The organism is Stenotrophomonas sp. PI_27 (genome assembly GCF_027854495.1).
Taxonomy (GTDB): domain Bacteria; phylum Pseudomonadota; class Gammaproteobacteria; order Xanthomonadales; family Xanthomonadaceae; genus Stenotrophomonas; species Stenotrophomonas pavanii.
In genome coordinates, this window is the sequence record NZ_JAJNOF010000004.1 from 17,375 (window position 1) to 37,712 (window position 20,338).

The 20,338-nt window shown below is 67.5% G+C and carries 21 protein-coding genes; 15 read left to right on the forward strand and 6 right to left on the reverse strand.

The genetic code is table 11. From position 1 onward, the window contains the following. Positions 1 to 15: 15 nt before the first annotated feature. The 5 genes from LRM18_RS06150 (at position 16) to LRM18_RS06170 (ending at position 3,192) form a co-directional block, all read left to right on the forward strand. Complete coding sequence (locus LRM18_RS06150; protein WP_004153155.1) at positions 16 to 264, forward strand: succinate dehydrogenase assembly factor 2; 249 nt, start codon at positions 16 to 18, stop codon at positions 262 to 264. Next, entirely contained in the window at positions 215 to 664 is a 450-nt protein-coding gene (locus LRM18_RS06155) for a hypothetical protein (protein ID WP_336297079.1), read from the forward strand. The genes LRM18_RS06150 and LRM18_RS06155 overlap by 50 nt, the downstream gene beginning before the upstream one ends. Before the next feature lie 23 nt (positions 665 to 687). Continuing rightward, positions 688 to 1,929: a lipoprotein-releasing ABC transporter permease subunit gene (locus LRM18_RS06160; RefSeq protein ID WP_049468740.1), complete on the forward strand. Its 1,242-nt coding sequence runs from the start codon at positions 688 to 690 to the stop codon at positions 1,927 to 1,929. After that, the gene (lolD, locus tag LRM18_RS06165; RefSeq protein ID WP_049407617.1) at positions 1,922 to 2,635 is read left to right on the forward strand and encodes a lipoprotein-releasing ABC transporter ATP-binding protein LolD; all 714 of its coding nucleotides are present in this window, start codon (positions 1,922 to 1,924) and stop codon (positions 2,633 to 2,635) included. The genes LRM18_RS06160 and lolD overlap by 8 nt, the downstream gene beginning before the upstream one ends. Positions 2,636 to 2,742: 107 nt before the next feature. Continuing rightward, positions 2,743 to 3,192 (forward strand): DUF6491 family protein, encoded by a 450-nt coding sequence (locus tag LRM18_RS06170; RefSeq protein WP_049468738.1) that lies wholly within the window; start codon positions 2,743 to 2,745, stop codon positions 3,190 to 3,192. 74 nt (positions 3,193 to 3,266) lie between these two features. Here LRM18_RS06170 and LRM18_RS06175 read toward each other — a convergent pair whose 3' ends face one another. From LRM18_RS06175 to ftsY, 3 genes are all read right to left on the reverse strand, one after another. Continuing rightward, positions 3,267 to 3,536 carry an oxidative damage protection protein gene (locus tag LRM18_RS06175; RefSeq protein ID WP_019661206.1) on the reverse strand — a complete coding sequence of 90 codons (270 nt, stop codon included), beginning with the start codon at positions 3,534 to 3,536 and terminating at the stop codon, positions 3,267 to 3,269. A 5-nt stretch (positions 3,537 to 3,541) separates the two neighbouring features. After that, a complete protein-coding gene (mutY, locus tag LRM18_RS06180; RefSeq protein WP_270952569.1) occupies positions 3,542 to 4,666 on the reverse strand; it encodes an A/G-specific adenine glycosylase in 1,125 nt (374 codons plus the stop codon). Between the two features lie 82 nt (positions 4,667 to 4,748). Next, a complete protein-coding gene (gene ftsY / locus LRM18_RS06185) occupies positions 4,749 to 6,047 on the reverse strand; it encodes a signal recognition particle-docking protein FtsY (RefSeq protein ID WP_103282933.1) in 1,299 nt (432 codons plus the stop codon). 129 nt (positions 6,048 to 6,176) lie between these two features. Between ftsY and LRM18_RS06190 the strand changes: the two genes are divergently transcribed. After that, entirely contained in the window at positions 6,177 to 6,476 is a 300-nt protein-coding gene (locus LRM18_RS06190; RefSeq protein WP_270952572.1) for a hypothetical protein, read from the forward strand. Between the two features lie 108 nt (positions 6,477 to 6,584). Here LRM18_RS06190 and htpG read toward each other — a convergent pair whose 3' ends face one another. Continuing rightward, on the reverse strand, positions 6,585 to 8,474 hold the full coding sequence (gene htpG, locus LRM18_RS06195; RefSeq protein ID WP_270952574.1) for a molecular chaperone HtpG: 1,890 nt from the start codon (positions 8,472 to 8,474) through the stop codon (positions 6,585 to 6,587). A gap of 646 nt (positions 8,475 to 9,120) precedes the next feature. On the opposite strand from htpG, the gene rsmD reads away from it, so the two are divergent. The 6 genes from rsmD to LRM18_RS06225 all read left to right on the forward strand — a co-directional run bounded on the left by rsmD (position 9,121) and on the right by LRM18_RS06225 (position 13,934). Further along, positions 9,121 to 9,699, forward strand: coding sequence for a 16S rRNA (guanine(966)-N(2))-methyltransferase RsmD (rsmD, locus tag LRM18_RS06200; protein ID WP_270952576.1), 579 nt, complete (start codon positions 9,121 to 9,123; stop codon positions 9,697 to 9,699). A 26-nt stretch (positions 9,700 to 9,725) separates the two neighbouring features. Next, positions 9,726 to 10,235 (forward strand): pantetheine-phosphate adenylyltransferase, encoded by a 510-nt coding sequence (gene coaD, locus LRM18_RS06205; RefSeq protein WP_005416145.1) that lies wholly within the window; start codon positions 9,726 to 9,728, stop codon positions 10,233 to 10,235. Positions 10,236 to 10,295: 60 nt separating this feature from the next. Further along, positions 10,296 to 10,787 carry a hypothetical protein gene (locus tag LRM18_RS06210; protein ID WP_005409092.1) on the forward strand — a complete coding sequence of 164 codons (492 nt, stop codon included), beginning with the start codon at positions 10,296 to 10,298 and terminating at the stop codon, positions 10,785 to 10,787. 132 nt (positions 10,788 to 10,919) lie between these two features. Continuing rightward, positions 10,920 to 11,201, forward strand: coding sequence for a YfhL family 4Fe-4S dicluster ferredoxin (locus LRM18_RS06215; RefSeq protein WP_010484376.1), 282 nt, complete (start codon positions 10,920 to 10,922; stop codon positions 11,199 to 11,201). Further along, positions 11,198 to 12,928: a gamma-glutamyltransferase gene (gene ggt / locus LRM18_RS06220; protein ID WP_150827231.1), complete on the forward strand. Its 1,731-nt coding sequence runs from the start codon at positions 11,198 to 11,200 to the stop codon at positions 12,926 to 12,928. The genes LRM18_RS06215 and ggt overlap by 4 nt, the downstream gene beginning before the upstream one ends. Positions 12,929 to 13,046: 118 nt before the next feature. Further along, positions 13,047 to 13,934 (forward strand): MBL fold metallo-hydrolase, encoded by an 888-nt coding sequence (locus LRM18_RS06225; protein WP_049470373.1) that lies wholly within the window; start codon positions 13,047 to 13,049, stop codon positions 13,932 to 13,934. Between the two features lie 77 nt (positions 13,935 to 14,011). Here LRM18_RS06225 and LRM18_RS06230 read toward each other — a convergent pair whose 3' ends face one another. Next, on the reverse strand, positions 14,012 to 14,305 hold the full coding sequence (locus LRM18_RS06230) for a PsiF family protein (RefSeq protein WP_046430010.1): 294 nt from the start codon (positions 14,303 to 14,305) through the stop codon (positions 14,012 to 14,014). A gap of 186 nt (positions 14,306 to 14,491) precedes the next feature. Then, the gene (gene upp / locus LRM18_RS06235) at positions 14,492 to 15,124 is read right to left on the reverse strand and encodes a uracil phosphoribosyltransferase (protein WP_005409099.1); all 633 of its coding nucleotides are present in this window, start codon (positions 15,122 to 15,124) and stop codon (positions 14,492 to 14,494) included. 171 nt (positions 15,125 to 15,295) lie between these two features. Here upp and LRM18_RS06240 point away from each other — a divergent pair, with 171 nt between their 5' ends. From LRM18_RS06240 to LRM18_RS06250, 3 genes are read left to right on the forward strand one after another with little or no spacing between them, the layout of a single operon-like run. Then, positions 15,296 to 17,857, forward strand: a complete 2,562-nt coding sequence (locus LRM18_RS06240) for a TonB-dependent receptor (protein WP_064238189.1) — start codon at positions 15,296 to 15,298, stop codon at positions 17,855 to 17,857. Further along, positions 17,857 to 18,972, forward strand: coding sequence for a phytase (locus LRM18_RS06245; RefSeq protein ID WP_270952605.1), 1,116 nt, complete (start codon positions 17,857 to 17,859; stop codon positions 18,970 to 18,972). The genes LRM18_RS06240 and LRM18_RS06245 overlap by 1 nt, the downstream gene beginning before the upstream one ends. 14 nt (positions 18,973 to 18,986) lie before the next feature. Then, entirely contained in the window at positions 18,987 to 20,336 is a 1,350-nt protein-coding gene (locus LRM18_RS06250; RefSeq protein WP_223224854.1) for a metallophosphoesterase family protein, read from the forward strand. Positions 20,337 to 20,338: the final 2 nt, after the last annotated feature.

The window sequence follows — 20,338 nt, forward strand, 5'->3', positions numbered from 1 at the left end:
ATCTGGAGAAACACGATGGAAGAAGATGTTCTGCTGAAGAAGCTGCGCTGGCGCTGCCGACGCGGCATGCGCGAACTGGACCAGCTGTTCGGCCGCTACCTGGACCGGGAGTGGAGCACTGCGCCGACCGAAGAACGCGAAGTTTTCCTGTTCCTGCTCGACTGCGAGGACGATAAGTTGTGGCGCTGGTTCATGGGCTACGAGGCCTGCCCGCATGCGCACGCGATCCCCCTCATGCAGAAGATCCTCGCCCTCAAGCCTTGAGTGGCGCCCCTCGCGGCTGCAGGCCGCCGCCCAGCTGGCGGTGTTGCTGGCCGCGCCCTGGCTGCTGCGCGCATCGGATCTGCCGCCGCAACTGCTGATGCCCGCGCTGTTGCTGGCCTGGGGCGCCGGGTTGGCCGAACTGGCCTGGCGCCAGCGCAGGCCACGCACGCAGCTGCTTCTGCCCTTGCCTCCGGAGCCATTGCAGGTGGGCGGGCAGGGCATCGATGCGCCGCGGCTGATCGTGCGCGGCCCCTGGCTGGTGTTGCTCTGGCGTGAGGGCGGCAGGCGCCAGCGCCTGTTGTTCTGGCCCGATGTGCTCGATTCCGGGCAGCGACGTGAACTGCGACTGGCCGTGGCCGCACGCAGCGTTTCCCGTCGGGCCCGGTCAATGGCACCATAAGCTGAATTGACCGGCGTGCCTGCATGTTCAAACCCATTCCCGTCGCCATCGGCCTGCGCTACCTGCGCGCCAAGCGCCGCAACGGCTTCATCTCCTTCATCTCGATGGCATCGATCCTGGGCATCGCGCTCGGCGTTACGGTGCTGATCACCACGCTGGCGGTGATGAGCGGATTCCAGAAGGAAATCCGCAGCCGCCTGCTGCAGATGACCGCGCACACCACCATCAGCCGCGACGGCGAGCCGATGCCGGACTGGATGCGCGTGGTCGACGTGGCCCGCAAGGATCCGCGCGTGGCCGGTGCCGCGCCTTACATCGAGATCCAGTCGATGATCAGCGGCCCGCGCGTGCAGGGTGCGATCATCCAGGGCATCGATCCGGCGTTGGAGCCGAAGGTATCGGTGATCGACAAGAAGGTCACCAAGGGCAGCTATGCCAGCCTGACGCCGGGCAGCTTCAACCTGCTGCTGGGCAAGGAACTGGCGATCTGGCTCGGCGTCGATGTCGGTGACCAGGTGCTGGTGACATTTGCCGAAGTGCAGGGCACGCCTGCCGGTGCGGTGCCACGGATGAAACGCTTCACCGTCAGTGGCATCTTCGAGGCCGGCTACAACGAGGTCGACCGGGGCGTCGGCTTCGCCAACATGCAGGACCTGGAGCGCGTGCTGCGCAGCGATGGTGCCACCGGCGTGCGGTTGAAACTGCACGACATGGACCGTTCGCTGGAAGTGGGCGTGGACCTGGCGCAGAGCCTGGGGGGGGCCTACCGCGTGAGTGACTGGACCCAGCAGAACGCCAACCTCTACCACTCGCTGCGCATGGAGAAGGTGGTGATGGGCATCCTGCTGTCGCTGATCATCGCCATGGGTGCCTTCAACCTGGTGTCCTCGCAGGTGATGCTGGTGACCGACAAGCAGGCCGACATCGCCATCCTGCGCACCCTCGGCCTGACCCCGGGCGGGGTGATGCAGGTGTTCATGGTGCAGGGTTCGCTGATCGGCATCTTCGGCACGCTGGCCGGCCTGATCGGCGGCATCACGCTGACTCTCAACCTGGAGCGCATCCTGGGCGCCATCGAGCGCGTGTTCAACGTCAAGCTGTTGCCGGAGGATGTGTACTACATCACCGGCCTGCCGACCGACATGCAGACCGGCGACGTGGTGGCGATCACCGTGGTCGCGCTGCTGATGAGCTTCCTGGCCACCCTGTATCCCGCCTGGCGGGCAGCACGCACCCAGCCGGCGGAGGCCCTGCGTTATGAATAAGGTCTTCAACCGTGGCGATGAAGTGATCCGCGCCGAAGCACTGGGCAAGACCTACGCCGAAGGGCGCATGCAGACCCCGGTGTTCGATGGCCTGGACCTGACCGTGACCGCCGGCGAGACGGTGGCGATCATCGGTGCCTCCGGTGCCGGCAAAAGCACGCTGCTGCACCTGCTGGGCGGGCTGGATGTTCCGACCGCAGGCGAGGTCTACGTGACCGGCCAGCGCATGTCGGCGCTGTCGGATACCGCGCGCGGCCTGCTGCGCAACCAGGCGCTGGGCTTCGTCTACCAGTTCCACCACCTGTTGCCGGAATTCACTGCGCTGGAAAACGTGATGATGCCGGTGCTGCTGGCCGGCACCGCCGTGGCCGAAGCGAGCAGCCGGGCCACCACGCTGCTGGAAGCGGTCGGCCTCGGCCATCGCCTGGACCACAAACCCGGCGAGCTGTCCGGCGGCGAACGCCAGCGTGCCGCAGTGGCCCGTGCGCTGGTCAATCATCCGGCCTGCGTGCTCGGCGACGAGCCGACCGGCAATCTGGATGACCGCACCGCGGGCACCGTGTTCGAGCTGATGCTGGAACTCAACCGTGCCCGTCACACCAGCCTGGTGCTGGTCACCCACGACCGCAGCCTTGCGCGGCGGCTGGACCGGGTGCTGGAGCTGCGCGAAGGCCGCCTGCACGCGCTCGCCCACGCCGACGTCTGAGCGCCCGGCAACGGCCGCCTCCCGGTGCCTGAACGGGTGTACCTGCCATCGCGCCGGCCGCACGTCGGCCGGCGCATGATCGCGGCAGGTTCCCCGAGGAGATCGCCATGAAGACCCCGCTCCTGATTGCCGGACTCTGTCTGGCGCTGGCCGCCTGTGCGACCACCGGCCGGCTCAGCAGCACCGAAAAGCTCGGCCTGTACCGCGCCCATGCTGGCGCGCCGCAGAATGACATGCCGTTCTTCGGCAGCCTCAATGGCTGGACCGAACTGGGTGACAGCGCGCTGGCGGTGTGGACCCGGCCGAGCGAGGCCTACCTGCTGGAACTGAGCGGCCCGTGCCCGGACCTGCCCTACGCCACGGCCATCGGGCTCACCAGCAGCATGGGCCGGGTATCGTCGCGCTTCGACAAGGTCCTGGTGCGTGACCCGACCGGTGGCCCGCGCATGCCGTGCTTCATCCACAGCATCCGCAAGCTGGATGTGAAGGCGCTGCGTGCCTCCGAGCAGGAGCTGCGCCAGGCGCAGGTGCAGGAGCGCGAGGAAAATACGAACTAGCGCGGTAGTGCCGCCCGCTGGCCGGCAACTTGGCATCTGCGCGATGCCGGCCAGCGGCCGGCACTACCTGCGGGTCAGGCTTCCGGAACGAAGCCGGCCGGCTTTTCCGCGTCCTTCTCGAACAGGAACTTGACCAGTTCGCCTTCAAGGAACGCACGATGTTCCGGCGTCCGCGGCGACAGCCGGTTTTCGTTGATCAGCATGGTCTGGTGCGCAAGCCACGCGGCCCACGCCTGCTTGCCGATGTTGTTGAAGATGCGCTGGCCCAGTTCGCCGGGGTAGGGCACGAAGTCCAGGCCCTCGGCATCGCGTTGTTCGTACTGGCAGAAGACGGTTCGGGGCATGGCACTCACTCGTGGTTGCGGGGTTTCTTGGAATTTCGTTTCGGCGTCCTGATCGTGGCACCGTCGAGCAGCTTGCGGATCGGTGCCGGCAGGCCCAGCGAAGGCAGTTCGTCGGCGGCGACCCAGCGCAGCGTGGGTTCTTCCACGCGCAGGCCGTCTACCTGCCGTGACAGTACCTGCAGATGCAGCCGGTAGTGGCTGAAGGTGTGCTGCAGCACCGGCAGCGCCTCGGCGTCTTCCAGCGAACCTTCCACGTGCGCATCGAACCAGTCCTGCAGCACGCTGCCGGCCTCGGCCTGCGGCAGCGTCCACAGCTGCGCCCAGATGCCGGTGTCCGGACGCTTCTGCAGCAGTACGCGCTGCTGGGCGTCGCGCAGCAGCAGGGCCACCGCTTCGCGCTCGGGCAGCGTTTTGCCCGGCTTGGGCGTGGGTAGTTCAGCGGTGCGGCCTTCGCGCCGCGCCACGCACGCGTCCTGCAGCGGGCAGATCACGCAGGCCGGTCTGGCGCGGCTGCACACCGTCGCGCCCAGATCCATCTGCGCCTGGGTGTAATCGGCCATGCGCCCGGCCGGCACCTGCGCCACGTGCGCCTCGGCGATTGCCCATAGCTGCTTCTCGATGGCCGGCAGGCCCGGGAAGCCGTCGATGCCGTGGTAGCGGCTGAGCACGCGCTTGACGTTGCCGTCGAGGATCGCGAACGGATCGTTCCAGGCCTGGCTGAGGATGGCGCCGGCAGTGCTGCGACCGATGCCGGGCAGCGCGTGCAGCGCGTCGAAATCGCGCGGCAGGTCGCCGTCGTGCAGTTCCACGCAGCGCTTGGCGGCGGCATGCAGGTTGCGTGCGCGGGCGTAGTAGCCAAGCCCTGCCCACTGCGCCATCACCGCGTCATTGCTGGCGGCGGCGAGGTCGGGCAAGGCCGGGAAGTGCTGCAGGAACCGCAGGAAGTACGGGATGACCGTGGCAACCTGGGTCTGCTGCAGCATGATCTCCGACAGCCAGACCCGGTAGGGACTGCGCGGATGCTGCCAGGGCAGGTCGTGGCGGCCGTGGTCGTCGAACCAGTGCAGCAGGCGGGCGACGAAGTCGTCGGTGTGCGGGGATCCGGCGCTGGCGTGCGGCTGGCGGGGCATGCGTGTTCCAGAGAGGCAGCCACCCATGGGGTGGCGCTACCAGATCTCAGTAGCGCCACGTCATGCGTGGCGGCGCGGTGTATCAGGCGCCCAGCGCTTCGGGCAGCAGGGCATCGACGAAGGCTTCCGGGTCGAACACGCGCAGGTCTTCCGGGCGCTCGCCGATGCCGGCAAAGCGGATCGGAATGCCGAACTCGCGGGCCAGCGCGAACACCACGCCGCCCTTGGCGGTGCCGTCCAGCTTGGTCACCACCAGGCCGGTCACGTTCACTGCGGCATTGAACTGGCGCAGCTGCGACAGCGCGTTCTGGCCGGTGGTGCCGTCGATCACCATCAGCACTTCGTGCGGTGCGGTGGGGTCGATCTTGCCGAGCACGCGGCGGATCTTGCCCAGCTCGTTCATCAGGCCGGACTGGGTGTGCAGGCGGCCGGCGGTGTCGGCGATCAGCACCGAGGTGCCGCGCGCCTTGCCGGCCTGCAGCGCGTCGAACGCCACCGACGCGGCATCGGCGTTCTGCCCCTGCGCGACCACGGCCACGCCATTGCGCTCGCCCCAGGCCTGCAGCTGGGCCACGGCAGCGGCACGGAAGGTATCGCCGGCGGCCAGCATCAGGCTGTGGCCGTCGTCCTTGAAGCGCTTGGCCAGCTTGCCGATGGTGGTGGTCTTGCCGACGCCATTGACGCCGACGGTCAGCACCACGAAGGGTTTGGCAGCACGGTCGATCACCAGTGGCCTGGCCACCGGCTGCAGGATCGCGATCAGCTCGGCGCGCAGCGCAGCCAGCAGCGCATTGGCGTCGGCGAACTCGCGCGACTTCATGCGCTTGCGCAGCCCTTCCACCAGGTCGGTGGTGGCACCTACGCCGACGTCGGCGGTGATCAGTGCGGTCTCCAGCTCGTCCAGCAGGTCGTCGTCGAGCTTGGGATTGCGCGAGAACAGGCCGCCGAAGCTGCGCGCGATGACGCTGTTGCGCAGGCGTTCGCGCCAGCCGGGCTTGCCGGCCGGGGCGGGCGGGGCATCGACCAGCGCCGGCAGATCGGCGGCCGGGGCGGCCGGCTCCGCGGCCGGAACGACCGGAGCCAGCGGGGCCAGCACGGCGGCGGCGGCCAGCGCTTCGGCCTGGACATCCTCGGCCGCGATGACCGGTTGCGCAGCCGGCACGGCGGGCACTTCGGTGACCGGCGCCGGTACCGCGACGGGGGCCGGTTCCGGCACGGGTACCGGTGCTACGGCTTCGGCCACCGCAGTGGTGGGCGCGTCTTCGGCCGGGGCGGCTGACGGGAACGCCGCCGCCAGCTCTTCAGCCGAGTAGTGCTGGGTCTTGGGCGCGTCCGGTGTGGCGGCGTCCTGGGGCTTCTTGCGGCGGAAAAAACTGAGCATTGGCAAAAGGCGCTGAAATCAGGGGGATATGCTACCACTCGGGCCTGTCGGGCCGATGTGGACTCAAGGTCGCGGCGTGCCGGCCGTTAACCGGTCAGGAGGGCTGCGGCGTGCGGCCCGGAGACCGCCATGGAGAACGTGATGGGAACCGCTCTGGGTGGCATGCGCGCGGCCCAGCAGGGCATGCAGGTAGCCGCGCACAACGTGGCCAACCTGGCCACCCCCGATGCGCAGCGCCTGCAGTTGCAGCGCAATGCGGTGGCGCAGGGCGGGGTGGCGACGGCGGTGACCAGCACCGCCCCCGATCCGGGCGCCCCCCTGGGCGATCTGCTGGCGGCCAAGGCCGAAGTAGTGGCCTTCGCCGCCAATGCCGCGGTCATCCGCCGCCAGGACCAGACGCTGGGTTCGCTGCTGGATCGCGAGGCCTGAACCCTCTCGGCAGGCGCCAACCGCCGCCCCTGGAGGGCGCCAACCAAGGTTGGCCGCTACCCGAGCATCGCCGGGTAGGCCGGGCCATGCCCGGCGCCACCCTGTCGATCAGGCCGACAGTTCCAGCAGCAGCTTGTTCAGGCGGGCCACATAGGCACCCGGGTCCTTCAGGCTGTCACCGGCGGCCAGCGCGGCCTGGTCGAACAGCACCCGGCCGAGGTCGTCGAAGCGCGCGCCATCGGCTTCGGCGTCGAGCTTGGCGATCAGCGGGTGGCCCGGGTTGATCTCCAGCACCGGCTTGCTTTCCGGCACCTTCTGCCCGCTGGCTTCGAGGATCTGACGCATCTGCAGGCCCAGGTCCTGTTCGCCGATGGCCAGCACCGCGGGCGAATCGGTCAGGCGGTGCGAAACGCGCACTTCGGCCACCTCATCGCCGAGCACCGTCTTCAGGCGCTCGACCAGGCCCTGCTTTTCCTTCGCCGCTGCTTCCTGCTGCTGCTTGTCGGCTTCGCTTTCGAGTGCGCCCAGGTCGAGGTCGCCACGTGCGATGTCGACGAAGCCCTTGCCGTCGAAATCGGTCAGGTAGCCCATCAACCATTCGTCGATGCGGTCGGTCAGCAGCAGCACTTCCACGCCCTTCTTGCGGAAGACTTCCAGGTGCGGGCTGTTGCGCACCTGGCTGTAGCTCTCGCCGGTGAGGTAGTAGATCTTGTCCTGGCCTTCGGTCATGCGGCCGAGGTAATCGGCCAGCGACACCGTCTGCGCATCGCCGTCGCCTCGGGTGGAGGCGAAGCGCAGCAGCCCGGCCACCTTCTCGCGGTTGTTGTAGTCCTCGGCCGGGCCTTCCTTCAGCACCTGGCCGAATTCCTTCCAGAACGTGGCGTACTGCTCGGGCTTGTCGGTGGCCAGCTTCTCCAGCATGTCCAGCGAACGCTTGGTCAGCGCCGATTTCATCGAATCGATGACCGGGCCGGACTGCAGGATTTCGCGCGAGACGTTCAGCGACAGGTCGTTGGAATCGACAACGCCCTTGATGAAGCGCAGGTACAGCGGCAGGAACTGTTCGGCCTGGTCCATCACGAACACGCGCTGCACGTACAGTTTCAGGCCCTTGGGGGCATCGCGGTGATAGAGGTCGAACGGCGCACGCCCGGGCACGTACAGCAGCGAGGTGTACTCCAGCTTGCCTTCGACCTTGTTGTGGCTCCACGCCAACGGGTCGCTGTGGTCGTGCGCCACGTGCTTGTAGAACTCGGTGTATTCGGCGTCGCTGATCTCCGTGCGCGGACGGGTCCAGAGTGCGCTGGCGCGGTTGACGGTCTCCCACTCGACGGCGGCGCCCTCTTCGCTTTCCTTCGGCATCTGGATCGGCAGGCCGATGTGGTCCGAGTACTTCTTGAGGATGCTGCGCAGGCGCCAGCCGTCGGCGAAGTCGTGCTCGCCGTCTTTCAGGTGCAGCACGATGCGGGTGCCGCGCTCGGGCTTGTCGACGGTGGCCACCTCGAAATCGCCTTCGCCGCGCGAGGTCCAGCGCACGCCTTCGCCGGCAGGCAGCCCGGCGCGACGCGAGGTCACTTCCACCTCGTCGGCAACGATGAAGGCGCTGTAGAAGCCGACGCCGAACTGGCCGATCAGCTGCGAATCCTTCTTCTGGTCGCCGGACAGCTGGCGCAGGAAGTCGCCGGTGCCGGACTTGGCGATCGTGCCCAGGTGGGTAATGGCCTCGGCGCGGCTCATGCCGATGCCGTTGTCTTCGATGGTGATGGTGTGGGCGGTGGGATCGAAGCTGACGCGCACGCGCAGCTCGCTGTCGCCTTCCAGCAGGGCCGGCTGGGTCAGGGCCTCGAAGCGCAGCTTGTCGGCGGCGTCGGCGGCATTGGAGACCAGCTCGCGCAGGAAGATCTCCTTGTTGGAGTACAGCGAGTGGATCATCAGCTGCAGCAGCTGCTTGACTTCGGTCTGGAAGCCAAGGGTTTCGGTCTGGGTCGTCTCGGTCATCGATAAGGCTCCGTTTGCAATGCCGCGCCAGCGCGTGCGGCCTCGCCAAGGGGTAGGGGTGATTGTCCCGAAATCAAGGGGTTGGTCGGCAGGGCTTGCAGCCCTGCACCTGCAGAGGCCGATGCAACAGCAACAGCAACAGCGGGCTATCCGTGGGATGGCGGGGCGGTGTGGGTTGGCAGGACACGCCGTGAACCCATCCATGGGGGCTCGATGGCGCCATCCATGGCGCCAACGGTCCTGCCAACCCACACCGCCCCGCCTCTGACAGGTTCACTCGGCTGTTGGTAGGTGTCGACCTTGGTCGACACATCTGTCAGATATCGAAATAAATCTGGGGTCAGATCCGTTTTCCGCAGGAAAACGGATCTGACCCCAAGAGTTGTTCCGACAGATCGCAGGAAACTGTCGAAGGCGGGGTGGGTCAGGTTGTGGGGGTGTCCGCGGCATGGATGCCGCGGCCAAGCCCCCATGGACGGGTTTACGGCGTCCCCCACAACCTGGCCCACCCCGCCTACCCACAGGAAACCAGCTTTTGCCGTTGCTCTGGCTGTTGCTTCGGCCTCTGCGGGTGCCGGGCAAAGCCCGGCCGAACTACAATCCCGCTCATGCTGAATTTCTCGAACACCCCCCGCCGGGGGCGCCGATGAGCGGCCGTGGGGGCAACGACGGCCAGGTCCGCATCATCGGCGGGCGCTGGCGCAACACCCGCCTACCGGTGCCGACCCTGCCAGGCCTTCGGCCCAGCAGCGACCGCGTGCGCGAGACCCTGTTCAACTGGTTGATGCCCAAGCTGGGTGGTGCGAGGGTGCTGGACCTGTTCGCCGGCAGCGGTGCGCTCGGCCTGGAGGCGGTCTCGCGTGGCGCCGCCCGCGCCACCCTGGTCGAGCGCGATGCGCAGCTGGGACGCAACCTGGCCGCCGCCGTGGCCAAGCTGCAGGCCGCGGACCAGATCACCGTCGTGCAGGCCGACGCCCTGCGCTGGCTGCAGGGCGCGCCGGCGCAGCAGGCCGACCTGGTGTTCATCGACCCGCCGTTTGCCGATGGCCTGTGGCAGGACGTACTGGCCCAGCTGCCGCGGCACCTGGCCGCCGATGCCTGGCTGTACCTGGAATCGCCGGCCGGCCACGTGCCGGTGCTGCCGCCGGACTGGCTGCTGCACCGGGAGGGCGGCACCCGCGAGGTGCGCTTTGCCCTGTACCGCCGCGCCACTGCTACACTTTGACCTCATCTGAACATCTGCTACCGCCCATGACCGTGGCCAACCGCCGCATCGCCGTCTACCCCGGCACGTTCGACCCGATCACCAACGGCCATATCGACCTGGTGAGCCGGGCTGCGCCGCTGTTCGAAAAGGTCGTGGTCGGCGTGGCGCAAAGCCCGTCGAAGGGCCCGGCGCTGCCGCTGGAACAGCGCGTGCAGCTGGCACGTGGCGCCCTGGCCCATCACGGCAATGTCGAGGTCATCGGCTTCGACACGCTGCTGGCCCATTTCGTACGTTCGGTCCAGGGCGGGGTGCTGCTGCGCGGCCTGCGCGCGGTGTCCGACTTCGAGTACGAGTTCCAGATGGCCAGCATGAACCGCCACCTGATCCCCGAGGTCGAGACCCTGTTCCTGACCCCGGCCGAGCAGCACAGCTTCATTTCGTCCTCGCTGGTCCGCGAGATCGCGCGCCTGGGCGGCGACGTGTCCGGTTTCGTGCCGGCCGCGGTGCTCGAAGCCCTGCGCAAGGTCCGCGAAGCGAAGGCGGCACAGTCGTAAGCCCCGCTGTATCCGCACCCCATTACGTACACCACCACGCACCACTCCGGGAGGAAACCCATGAACACCACCATGCGCGCGATGCTGATCGCTTCGTTGGCCCTGGCCTTCACCGCCTGCAAGAAGGAAGAGGCCGCTCCGGTCGACGAAGCCAAGCAGGCCCTGGTCGCTCCGGCCAAGGATGACGATGCAGGCTGGAAGAAGTACCTGCAGGAAGTGGCGATCCAGAACATGGGCAACATCACCAACAGCCCGTTCCTGTACTACCTGTCGCCGGAATCGGACCCGGACTTCCAGGCCAAGTACGAGCGCCAGACCGAGAGCGCGACCCAGGCCGTGGCCCGTGGCGTGCAGCCGGGCAACATGCTGGCCTTCGGTTCGTCGGCCTCGGGCAAGATGGCTGACATGATCCAGGCCGTGTTCAAGGACGTGTCGCCGGATTCGATGAAGGGCGTGCGCGTCGTCTTCATCGGCCAGTCGGCCGACAACGCCCGCGTGCAGGCGGCGATCCAGCCGACCGGCGCCGAGTACATTTTCGTCGAAGCCAAGTAATACCGAGCCATGGCGGCCATGCCCCGGCATGGCCCGGGCGGCGCCCCGCAAGGGTGCCGCTGATGACCTGACCGGCCCGCGCGCCCGCGCTGGCCGGTTCTTTGTCCCAAGGCGCGGGCGAGGAGTATCGCCATGTCGCTGAAAATCAACGAGCTCTGCGTCAACTGCGACGTCTGCGAGCCGGCCTGCCCGAACCAGGCCATTTCGATGGGTGAAACCATCTACGTGATCGACCCTGCCCGCTGCACCGAGTGCGTGGGCCATTTCGACGAACCACAGTGCGTGGTCGTCTGCCCGGTCGAGTGCATCGACCCGGATCCGGAGATCGTGGAAACGGAAGACCAGCTGCTGGCCAAGCTGCGCCAACTTCAGCACGATCACCCCGAACTCTACGCGGAGCCCCCATCCGAATGAAGACGCTGATCGTCCGCCGCTTGTTGCTGCTCGGCCTGCTGCTGAGCCCGGTTGCCTGGGCCGACGGCCCGGCCCGTGCCGAACGCCCCGATGGCGCGGCCATTGCCAGCGGCCACGCGCTGGCCACCCAGGCCGGCATCGACATCCTGGCGCAGGGCGGCAACGCCTTCGACGCGGCGGTGGCGGTATCGTCCACGCTGGCGGTGGTCGAGCCGATCAGCTCCGGGCTGGGCGGTGGCGGCTTCTTCCTGCTGCACGACGCGGCCACCGGCAAGGACGTGATGCTGGATGCGCGCGAGACGGCCCCGGCCGCCGCGACCCCGCAGGCCTTCCTCGACAAGCAGGGCAACCTGGACCGGGATCGTTCGGTCAACGGCGCCTGGTCGGCCGGCATCCCGGGCCTGCCCGCAGCGCTGGTCGAACTGTCGGCCAAGCACGGCAAGCTGCCGCTGTCAGCCTCGCTGCAACCGGCCATCCGCATCGCGCGCGAAGGCTTCCCGGTGTACGAGCGCATGGCCAAGGGCTACGCGTCGCGGCGTGAAGTGATGGAGCGCTATCCCGGCACGCGGGAGGTCTACCTGCGCAACGGCAAGCCGATCGCCACCGGTGACCTGTTCAAGCAGCCGGAGCTGGCGCAGACGCTGGAGCGCCTGGCTGCGGGTGGCTTTGATGGCTTCTACAAGGGCCAGACCGGAAAGCTGCTGCTGGCCGGCGTGAAGCAGGCCGGCGGCAAGTGGACCGCTGAAGAGCTGGCCGGCTATCGGGTCAAGCAGCGCGAGCCGATCGTGTTCAACTACAACGGCTGGAAGATCACCACCGCGCCGCCGCCGTCGTCCGGTGGCATCGCGCTGGCCAGCATGCTGCAGATCCTGGAAGGCTGGGACATCAGGAAGATGGACCCGGCGCACCGCACCCACCTGGTGGTGGAATCGATGCGCCGCGCGTACCGTGACCGCACGTTCTTCCTCGGCGATCCGGACTTCGTGCAGATCCCGCAGAAGGTGCTGACCAGCAAGGACTACGCGCAGGGCCTGCGTGCCACCATCCACCCGGAGAAGGCCACGCCCAGCGACCTGCTGTCCGGCAACCCCACGCCGCTGGAAGATGACGAGACCACGCACTTCTCGATCATCGACCGCGATGGCAACCGCGTCGGCGCCACCCAGACCGTCAACCTGCTGTACGGCTCGGGCCTGATTCCCAAGGGCACCGGCGTGCTGCTGAACAACGAGATGGACGACTTCGCGCTGAAGCCGGGCACGCCCAATGCGTTCGGCGTGATGGGTTACGAGGCCAACGCACCGAAGGCGGGCAAGCGCATGCTCAGCTCGATGACCCCGACCTTCATGGAGAACGCCGACAAGGTGGTGGTGCTGGGCACGCCGGGCGGCAGCCGCATCATCACCATGGTGCTGCTGGGCATCCTGGGCTACGACGACGGCCTGGACGCGCAGCAGGTTGCCGCGCTGCCGCGCTACCACCACCAGTGGCTGCCGGACCTGATCGAAGCCGAGGACGATGCGTTCGACGCGGCGACGGTGAAGCAGCTGCAGGCCATGGGTCACAAGATCGACCTGCCGGGCGACGTTGCCACCGGTGGCCGCGGTTCCAGCCACGTGTGGGGCAACCTGCAGACCGTGGAATGGGACCGCAAGGCGAACAAGCTGTTCGGCGGCAGCGACCCCCGCAACCCGGTGGGCAGCGCCCAGGTTGTGCCGGCGCGCTGATCCGGCCGTGCCGGCCACTGGCCGGCAATCCGGTTGATACCGAAACCCCGCCTTTGCCGGCGGGGTTTTCTGTTGCCGTCTAGCGATTATTTAACGAGCCGGCGCCGATAATCGACGCATGAAACTCTGGTCTATTCGTGGAAACTCGCAGCGCCTCGACGGCGGCGCGATGTTCGGCAACGCGCCGCGCGCGTTGTGGGAAAAATGGGCGGCACCGGACGAGCTCAATCGTATCGAGCTGGCCTGCCGTGCACTGCTTGCCAGCCCGCTGGAAGGCAAGACGGTGCTGTTTGAAACCGGTATCGGGGCGTTCTTCGACCCGCGCATGCGTGAGCGCTACGGGGTGCAGGAAAGCCAGCACGTACTGATCGATTCCCTGCGCGAAGCCGGTTTCGAGCATGAGGATATCGACGTGGTGGTGCTCAGCCACCTCCACTTCGACCATGCCGGCGGCCTGCTGGCGGCGTGGAGCGAAGGCCGTGATCCCGAGCTGCTGTTCCCGAACGCGACCTATGTGGTCGGCGCGCAGCACTGGCAGCGCGCCGTGCAGCCACACCCGCGCGATCGCGCAAGCTTCATTCCGGAACTGCCGGGCCTGCTGCAGGCCAGTGGCCGCCTGGAAGTGGTCGACGGCGAATACTCGAAGGCGCTCGGCCGCAGCGTACGCTTCAGTTACAGCGACGGGCATACGCCGGGTCTGATGCTGGCCGAGATCGTCGGGCACGCGCATGCTGGCGAAAGTGCGCATGGTGGCGTGGTGTTCTGTGCCGACCTGATCCCGGGCCGCTCATGGGTACACGTGCCGATCACCATGGGCTACGACCGCAACGCCGAGCTGCTGATCGACGAGAAGCGGCAGTTCCTTGAAGACAAGCTGGCGCGCAACGTGCGGTTGTTCTTCACCCACGACCCGCAGGTGGCGCTGGCGCAGCTGGGCCGGGATGACAAGGGACGGTTCGTGACCCTGCACGAGCAGGGCGAGCTGAAGGCGCGCGCCCTGGGGTAATAAAATGGCCGGGCAGTGCCCGGCCATCCATGGGTGTGTCGATCCACGCCTTGCGGCGTTCCGATCGGACGCGATCGCTACGACGACTTCAGGCAGCTGCTCATGAAGGTCTTGCGCGCATCACCGGCCAGCTTCTTCGCACCCGCGTCGGCATTGCACTTGCGCATGCGTTCCTGCTGCGGATTGACCGCCTTGGTTTCGGCGGCGTGGCCGCTGAGGCAGGAACTCTGCGCGGTCTTGTAGGCATCACCCTTCAGCCCCTTGTTCTTGGCCGAACATTCGGCCATGCGCTGCTGCTGCGGGGTGGTGGCGTTGGCAGCCAGGGGCAGGCCAACCAGCAGGACGGCGGCCAGCAGGAAAGAGGCTTTCATCGGAATGCTCCAAGCGGTGGCGGGTGCGCGGAGCATTCGCTTCCGACCGGTAAGGCCACGTGAAGAATCACGCGTCGGCCACGCCCGCGTCCACGGGCGTTCACGTGCCGCGGCGAAGCGCGCCCGCGAGCGGATGGCGGGTCAGAGCCCTCTCCTGCGGAGAGGGATCCGACCCGTTCACCGGGATTATCCGACGCGGGTTCCGAAGATGCGGTCACCGGCGTCGCCCAGGCCCGGCAGGATGTAGCCCTTGTCGTTGAGCTGGGCATCGATGGCCGCGGTGTAGATCTCCACGTCCGGGTGCACGGCCTTGACCGCCTCGATGCCTTCCGGCGCGGCCACCAGGAAGATGCCCTTGATGCGGCGGGCGCCGGCGCGCTTGAGCATGTCGATGGTGGCGATCAGGGTGCCGCCGGTGGCCAGCATCGGGTCCAGGATGAGCGCGTCGCGCTCTTCCAGGCGCCCGGTCAGGCGCTCGAAGTAGGGCACCGGCTGCAGGGTTTCCTCATCGCGCTGCAGGCCCACCACGCTGACACGGGCGGCCGGGATCAGCGACAGCACGCCACTGAGCATGCCCAGGCCGGCGCGCAGGATCGGCACCACGGTGATCTTGGCGCCGGCAATGCGCTGCACCGTGACCGGGCCGGCCCAGCCGGGCAGGGTGTGCGGCTCGGTGTCCAGGTCGGCGGTGGCCTCGTAGGCCAGCAGCGTACCCAGCTCGTTGGCCAGTTCGCGGAAATCCTTGGTGCTGAGCGCGGCATTGCGCATCAGGCCGATCTTGTGCTGCACCAGCGGGTGGCGCACTTCGACGATCTTCATGGTCGGGGAAGGGGGAAATGAGAGAGAGGACGCCATTTTGCCGGATCGGCGTGTCGAATCCCAAACCGGCCCCGCAGCGGCGTGACCCGAAATGTGCAGGCGCATGTCATGGCCATGCAACCTTGCGGACATACCGTGCAGACCCATTCTTAACAGGAATGGGGATTCCCAGTGCATATCAAGACTCCGTTGGCCGTTGCCATCACCCTGACCCTGGCGATGGGGGCCGCAGCACCGCTGCAGGCGGCCGGGCAGCAGGCGGTCGCCGCCACCGGCGCCGTGGCCGCCGACGCGGTCGACCTGGACCGCATCGAAGTACGCGCCCAGCTCGAGTCGCAGATCCGCGCGGTCGACCTCAAGCGCAGCAGCGATGCCATCGAGGATGCCGTTTCCTCGGACGCCCTGGGCCAGTACCCGGACAAGAACGTGGCCGAATCACTGCAGCGCCTGCCGGGTGTCAGCGTGACCCGCGACCAGGGCGAGGGCCGCTTCGTGGTCATCCGCGGCCTGGACGCCAATCTCAACAGCGTCAGCGTGGATGGCATTGCCGTCGGCACCCCGGAAGATTCCAGTCGCGCCGCACCTCTGGACGTGATCCCGTCCGACTCCACCGAGCGCCTGCGCGTGGTCAAATCGCCCACCCCGGACATGCCCGGCGATGCCATCGGTGGCGCCGTGCTGGTGGAATCGGCGTCGGCCTTCGACCGCGATGGTCGCAGCCTGCGTGGCAAGATCGAGGGCAGCCACCAGCCGTTGTCCGGCGAGACCAGCCCCAAGGCGGCGCTCAACTACAGCGAAGTGTTCAACGATACCTTCGGCGTGGCGCTGGGCGTGAACTACCAGAAGCGGAAGTTCGAGTCGGACAACACCGAAGTGGAATATGACGGCGAGGACGATGCCGCCCCCGGTGACGTGACCGCGATCAACCTGCAGCACCGCAAGTATGAGATCGAACGCAAGCGCATCGGCGCCAACCTCAATCTCGACTGGCACCCGAACGAAGACAGCAAGTACTACCTGCGCACGCTTTACAGCCAGTTCGATGATGCGGAGACCCGCCAGCGCGTGATCTTCAACTTCGACGACGCGAAGATGGTCAAGACCGGCACCGACCAGTACCGCCTGGACGGCATGCCGAAGGATTCGATCGACAAGCGCATGCGCTACCGCACCAAGAAGGAAAACACGTTCGCGGCCAGCCTCGGTGGCGAGAACCGGCTGACCCACGCCGTGGTCGATTACCGGATCGGCTATACCCGTACAGAAGAGCGCGTGAACGACGAGATGGAGGCGCGCTTCAAGCTCAACGGCAAGGTCTTCAACGGCACCCTGGACCAGCGCAGCCGCCTGCCCAGCTACAGCTTCGACAACCCGCAGTGGCTGGACAACAGCAACTACGCGTTCGACCGCTTCGTGCTCTCGCCCAAGCAGGTGAACGACAAGGAGCACAGCGCACAGGTCAACGTGCGCTTCGACGGCGACAGCAGCAGCATCAAGTTCGGTCTGCTGGGCCGCTGGCGCGACCGCGACGTCAATGTGGATGAGCGCGAACTGCGTGTCGGCCCGAAGGTGGCGCTGTCGAGCTGGACCACTTCCTCGCCGGAGCACCGCCACGGCAACATGGGGGACGGCATGGACTCGGCCGCGATGCGCGCGTTCTGGGCGGCCAGCGGCAGTCAGTACAGCGCCCGTCCGCAGGATGTCGGCGGCAATGCGATGACGTCGCTGGAAGAGGATTACGTGGCCAGCGAAGACATCTTCGCCAGTTATGCCATGGGTACCTGGGACGTGGGCGCGCTGCGCATCATCGGCGGCGTGCGCGTGGAGAACACCCGCTTCAAGGCGATCGGCAACCAGGTGGACGTGGCCGCCAACGGCCGCAGCTTCACCGTCACCCCGCGCGTGGCCAACAGCAGCTACACCAACGTGCTGCCGGGCCTGCACCTGCGCTATGACGCGGCCGATGACTGGGTGCTGCGCGCCTCGGCCAACAAGACCGTATCGCGCCCGTCCTTCGGCGACGTCTCGCCGCGCGTGGGCTACAGCCGCGGTGACGAGGAAGTGCGCCTGGGCAATCCGGAACTGGACCCGTACGAGTCGAAGAACATCGACCTGTCGGTGGAGAAGTACATCGGCAGCAGCGGCATCGTGTCGCTCGGCCTGTTCCACAAGTCGATCGATGGCTACATCGTGGAAACCGTGCGGACCAATGATCCGGCCTACGGCGGATTCGACGTGACCCAGCCGATCAATGGTCGCAACGCCACCGTGCGGGGTGCGGAATTCAACTGGCAGCAGCAGCTGGCCTTCCTGCCGGACGGCCTGGATGGCCTGCTGGTGGGTGCCAGTGGCACCTGGCTGGACACCACGTTCGATGCCGGTATCAAGGACCGTGCGGGCGAGGACTTCACCCTGCCGCGCGCCTCCAAGCATGTCTACAGCGCACACATCGGCTATGAGAAGTACGGCGTGAGCACGCGCCTGGCGGCGGTATACCGCAGCGAGTACCTGGACAGCATCGGCAAGGGCCGCGCGTTCGACATCTACGTGGCACCCAACACCCAGCTCGATTTCTCGCTGGATTACAAGTTCACCCCGCGGGTGAGCATGTACTTCGAGGCGCAGAACCTGCTGGACAAGCCGCTGGAGCTGTACCAGGGCACGCGGTCGCGCACCCTGCAGATGGAAGAGTATGGGCGCACCTATGCGCTGGGCCTGAAGGTGGCGCTGTGATGGGGCGCAGCCGTGCCGTCCTGGCCGCGGCGCTGGCCGCCACGCTGATCGCCGGCTGCACGCCGGCCAGCGGCAACGATCCGGTTGCGGGAGCGGCCGCGCCGGCCGCAAGTGGCGCGCGCGGGGTGACCACCCTCGCCGAAGCCTTCCTCACGCCGATGACCCCGGCCGACAACATCGACTCGCCGGCGGCCTGGCGCGCCCCGGACGGCACGCTGTGGCTGATCGCCACCGCCAAGGCCACCGACAAGCTGGTGGTCTACGACGGCAGCACCGGCCGGCACCTGCGTGACGTCGGTAGCAGCGGCACCGGACCGGGACAGTTCGACCGCCCAAACGGCATTGCGGTGACCGACGACCTGCTGTGGATCGTGGAGCGCGACAACCACCGCGTGCAGGTGCTGAGCCTGCCGGACCTCGCGCCGCTGGCGACGTTCGCTGCCGGCGATCTGCGCAAGCCGTACGGGCTGTGGGTCGACCGCCGTGCCGATGGCTACAGCGTCTACGTCACCGACTCCTGGGACAACGGCGAGGATGCGCAGGGGCGTGACATCCTGCCGCCGCTGGCCGAGCTGGACAAGCGCGTGCGCCAGTACCACGTGACCCGCAACGGCGCGAAGGTCGAAGCGAACCTTGTCGCCAGCATCGGTGACACCACCGAGGCCGGTGCGCTGCGCGTGGTCGAGTCGATCTGGGGCGACCCCGAGAACGATCGCCTGCTGATTGCCGAGGAGGACGAGCGCTACGCCAGCGAGTTCAAGGTCTACACCCTGGCGGGCCGCTTCACCGGCACCACCTTCGGCCGCGACGTGTTCAAGGCACAGGCCGAAGGCGTGACCCTGCGCGCCTGTGGCAAGGACGGCTGGTGGATCACCACCGAACAGGGCAAGCAGCGCAGCGTGTTCCACCTGTTCGACCGGCACACGCTGAAACCGGTCGGCGCGTTCCAGGGCAATACCGTGGCCAACACCGATGGCATCTGGATGATGCAGCAGCCCAGCGCGCGCTTCCCGCATGGTGCGCTGTACGCCGTGCACGACGATCAGGGCGTGGTGGCCTTCGACTGGGAGAGCATCGCCAAGCAGTTGGCATTGCCGCTGGAGTGTGGCGCATGAGCGGGCAGTGCGTGATGCGCAGGCTGGCGCTGGGGCTGCTGCTGGCGTTGCCGTCGCTGTCGTGGGCCGCGGCCGAACCGAACACCCAGGTGCCGACCGGCAGCCACCACTACGCAGCGACGCCGGTGCCGGACCGCATCGTCGCCTCGCCGGCGGCCGATCCCAGCCACGGGTTCGCCGTGGCCTGGCGTACCGATGGCAGCGTGCAGGCGCCCCTGCTGGAGATCGCCCTGGCCGGTGATTCGCCCGCCATCGATGGCATCCGACAGGTACGCGCGACGACCCGCGCGCTGCAGACCGAGAACGGTCTGTCGCATCATCACCGCGCCGACGTCAGCGGTCTGCAGCCGGGCACCCTGTATGTCTACCGCGTGCAGGGGCATGGCAGCTGGAGTGCGTGGAACCAGCTGCGCACGCTGGCCGCGGCCGACCAGCCGCTGACCCTGCTGTACTTCGGTGATACCCAGAACAAGAACGTCAGCCATGTCAGCCGGGTGGTGCGTGCCGCGCAGAAGGCTGCACCGCAGGCGCGCATGAGCCTGTTCGCCGGTGATCTGGTCAGCGGCGGCGACAACATGGACGACAGCGAATGGGGCGAGTGGTTTGCCGCCACCGGCTGGCTGGCGCAGGAAACGCTGGTAGCCCCGGCGATCGGCAACCATGAGTACTTCGAGGAATTCGAGGACACCCCGCAGGAGCGCCGCGTGCTGGGCCGGCACTGGCCGGTCACGTTCGCGCTGCCGGGCAATGGCGCCCCCGCCGCGCAGCAGACCAGCTACTGGTTCGATGCGCAGGGCGTGCGTGTGGCCGTGGTCGATGGCACCTCGGCACTCGATCTGGGCACCGCCAGGGCACAGGCACAGTGGCTGGACAAGGTGCTGACCGGCAATTCGCAGCCATGGACCATCGTGTTGCTGCACCAGCCGTTCTACTCGCCGCGCGAAGGGCGCGAGAACGCCGCGCTGCGTGACGTGCTGCTGCCGGTGGTACGCCGCCACAACGTCGATTTGGTGCTGCAGGGCCACGATCACACCTATGGCCGCCGTGGCGAGGGTCAGGCCGCGACGCCACAGTACGTGGTGACCGTGGCCGGGCCGAAGCAGTATCGCCTTTCCGACGAGGCACGGAAGACGATGGATCCGGTAGCCGAGGACACCCAGCTGTTCCAGGTGCTGACTATCGATCCGCAGCACCTGCGCTACGAGGCGCGCACCGTGACCGGGCGTCTCTACGATGCCTTCGAACTGCGCCGCGACGCCAAGGGCGGCAAGCAGCGCACGGAGCTGAGCGAAGGCCGTATCGCACCGCGCGACTGTCCGCGTGCGCAGACTGCCAAGGGTCGTGCCGACCGCTGCTGGGAATGAGG

Bases quoted from the DNA above. Each gene is read 5' to 3' on its own strand.
- LRM18_RS06230 (WP_046430010.1), bottom strand. From the start codon at position 14,305: ATGAAAGCCTCTTTCCTGCTGGCCGCCGTCCTGCTGGTTGGCCTGCCC.
- LRM18_RS06175 (WP_019661206.1), bottom strand. From the start codon at position 3,536: ATGCCCCGAACCGTCTTCTGCCAGTACGAACAACGCGATGCCGAGGGC.
- LRM18_RS06210 (WP_005409092.1), top strand. From the start codon at position 10,296: ATGAACACCACCATGCGCGCGATGCTGATCGCTTCGTTGGCCCTGGCC.
- LRM18_RS06160 (WP_049468740.1), top strand. From the start codon at position 688: ATGTTCAAACCCATTCCCGTCGCCATCGGCCTGCGCTACCTGCGCGCC.
- LRM18_RS06190 (WP_270952572.1), top strand. From the start codon at position 6,177: ATGGAGAACGTGATGGGAACCGCTCTGGGTGGCATGCGCGCGGCCCAG.
- ftsY (WP_103282933.1), bottom strand. From the start codon at position 6,047: ATGCTCAGTTTTTTCCGCCGCAAGAAGCCCCAGGACGCCGCCACACCG.
- LRM18_RS06250 (WP_223224854.1), top strand. From the start codon at position 18,987: ATGCGCAGGCTGGCGCTGGGGCTGCTGCTGGCGTTGCCGTCGCTGTCG.
- LRM18_RS06215 (WP_010484376.1), top strand. From the start codon at position 10,920: ATGTCGCTGAAAATCAACGAGCTCTGCGTCAACTGCGACGTCTGCGAG.
- coaD (WP_005416145.1), top strand. From the start codon at position 9,726: ATGACCGTGGCCAACCGCCGCATCGCCGTCTACCCCGGCACGTTCGAC.
- LRM18_RS06225 (WP_049470373.1), top strand. From the start codon at position 13,047: ATGAAACTCTGGTCTATTCGTGGAAACTCGCAGCGCCTCGACGGCGGC.
- htpG (WP_270952574.1), bottom strand. From the start codon at position 8,474: ATGACCGAGACGACCCAGACCGAAACCCTTGGCTTCCAGACCGAAGTC.
- LRM18_RS06155 (WP_336297079.1), top strand. From the start codon at position 215: ATGCGCACGCGATCCCCCTCATGCAGAAGATCCTCGCCCTCAAGCCTT.
- ggt (WP_150827231.1), top strand. From the start codon at position 11,198: ATGAAGACGCTGATCGTCCGCCGCTTGTTGCTGCTCGGCCTGCTGCTG.
- LRM18_RS06170 (WP_049468738.1), top strand. From the start codon at position 2,743: ATGAAGACCCCGCTCCTGATTGCCGGACTCTGTCTGGCGCTGGCCGCC.
- lolD (WP_049407617.1), top strand. From the start codon at position 1,922: ATGAATAAGGTCTTCAACCGTGGCGATGAAGTGATCCGCGCCGAAGCA.
- LRM18_RS06150 (WP_004153155.1), top strand. From the start codon at position 16: ATGGAAGAAGATGTTCTGCTGAAGAAGCTGCGCTGGCGCTGCCGACGC.
- rsmD (WP_270952576.1), top strand. From the start codon at position 9,121: ATGAGCGGCCGTGGGGGCAACGACGGCCAGGTCCGCATCATCGGCGGG.
- LRM18_RS06245 (WP_270952605.1), top strand. From the start codon at position 17,857: ATGGGGCGCAGCCGTGCCGTCCTGGCCGCGGCGCTGGCCGCCACGCTG.
- upp (WP_005409099.1), bottom strand. From the start codon at position 15,124: ATGAAGATCGTCGAAGTGCGCCACCCGCTGGTGCAGCACAAGATCGGC.
- mutY (WP_270952569.1), bottom strand. From the start codon at position 4,666: ATGCCCCGCCAGCCGCACGCCAGCGCCGGATCCCCGCACACCGACGAC.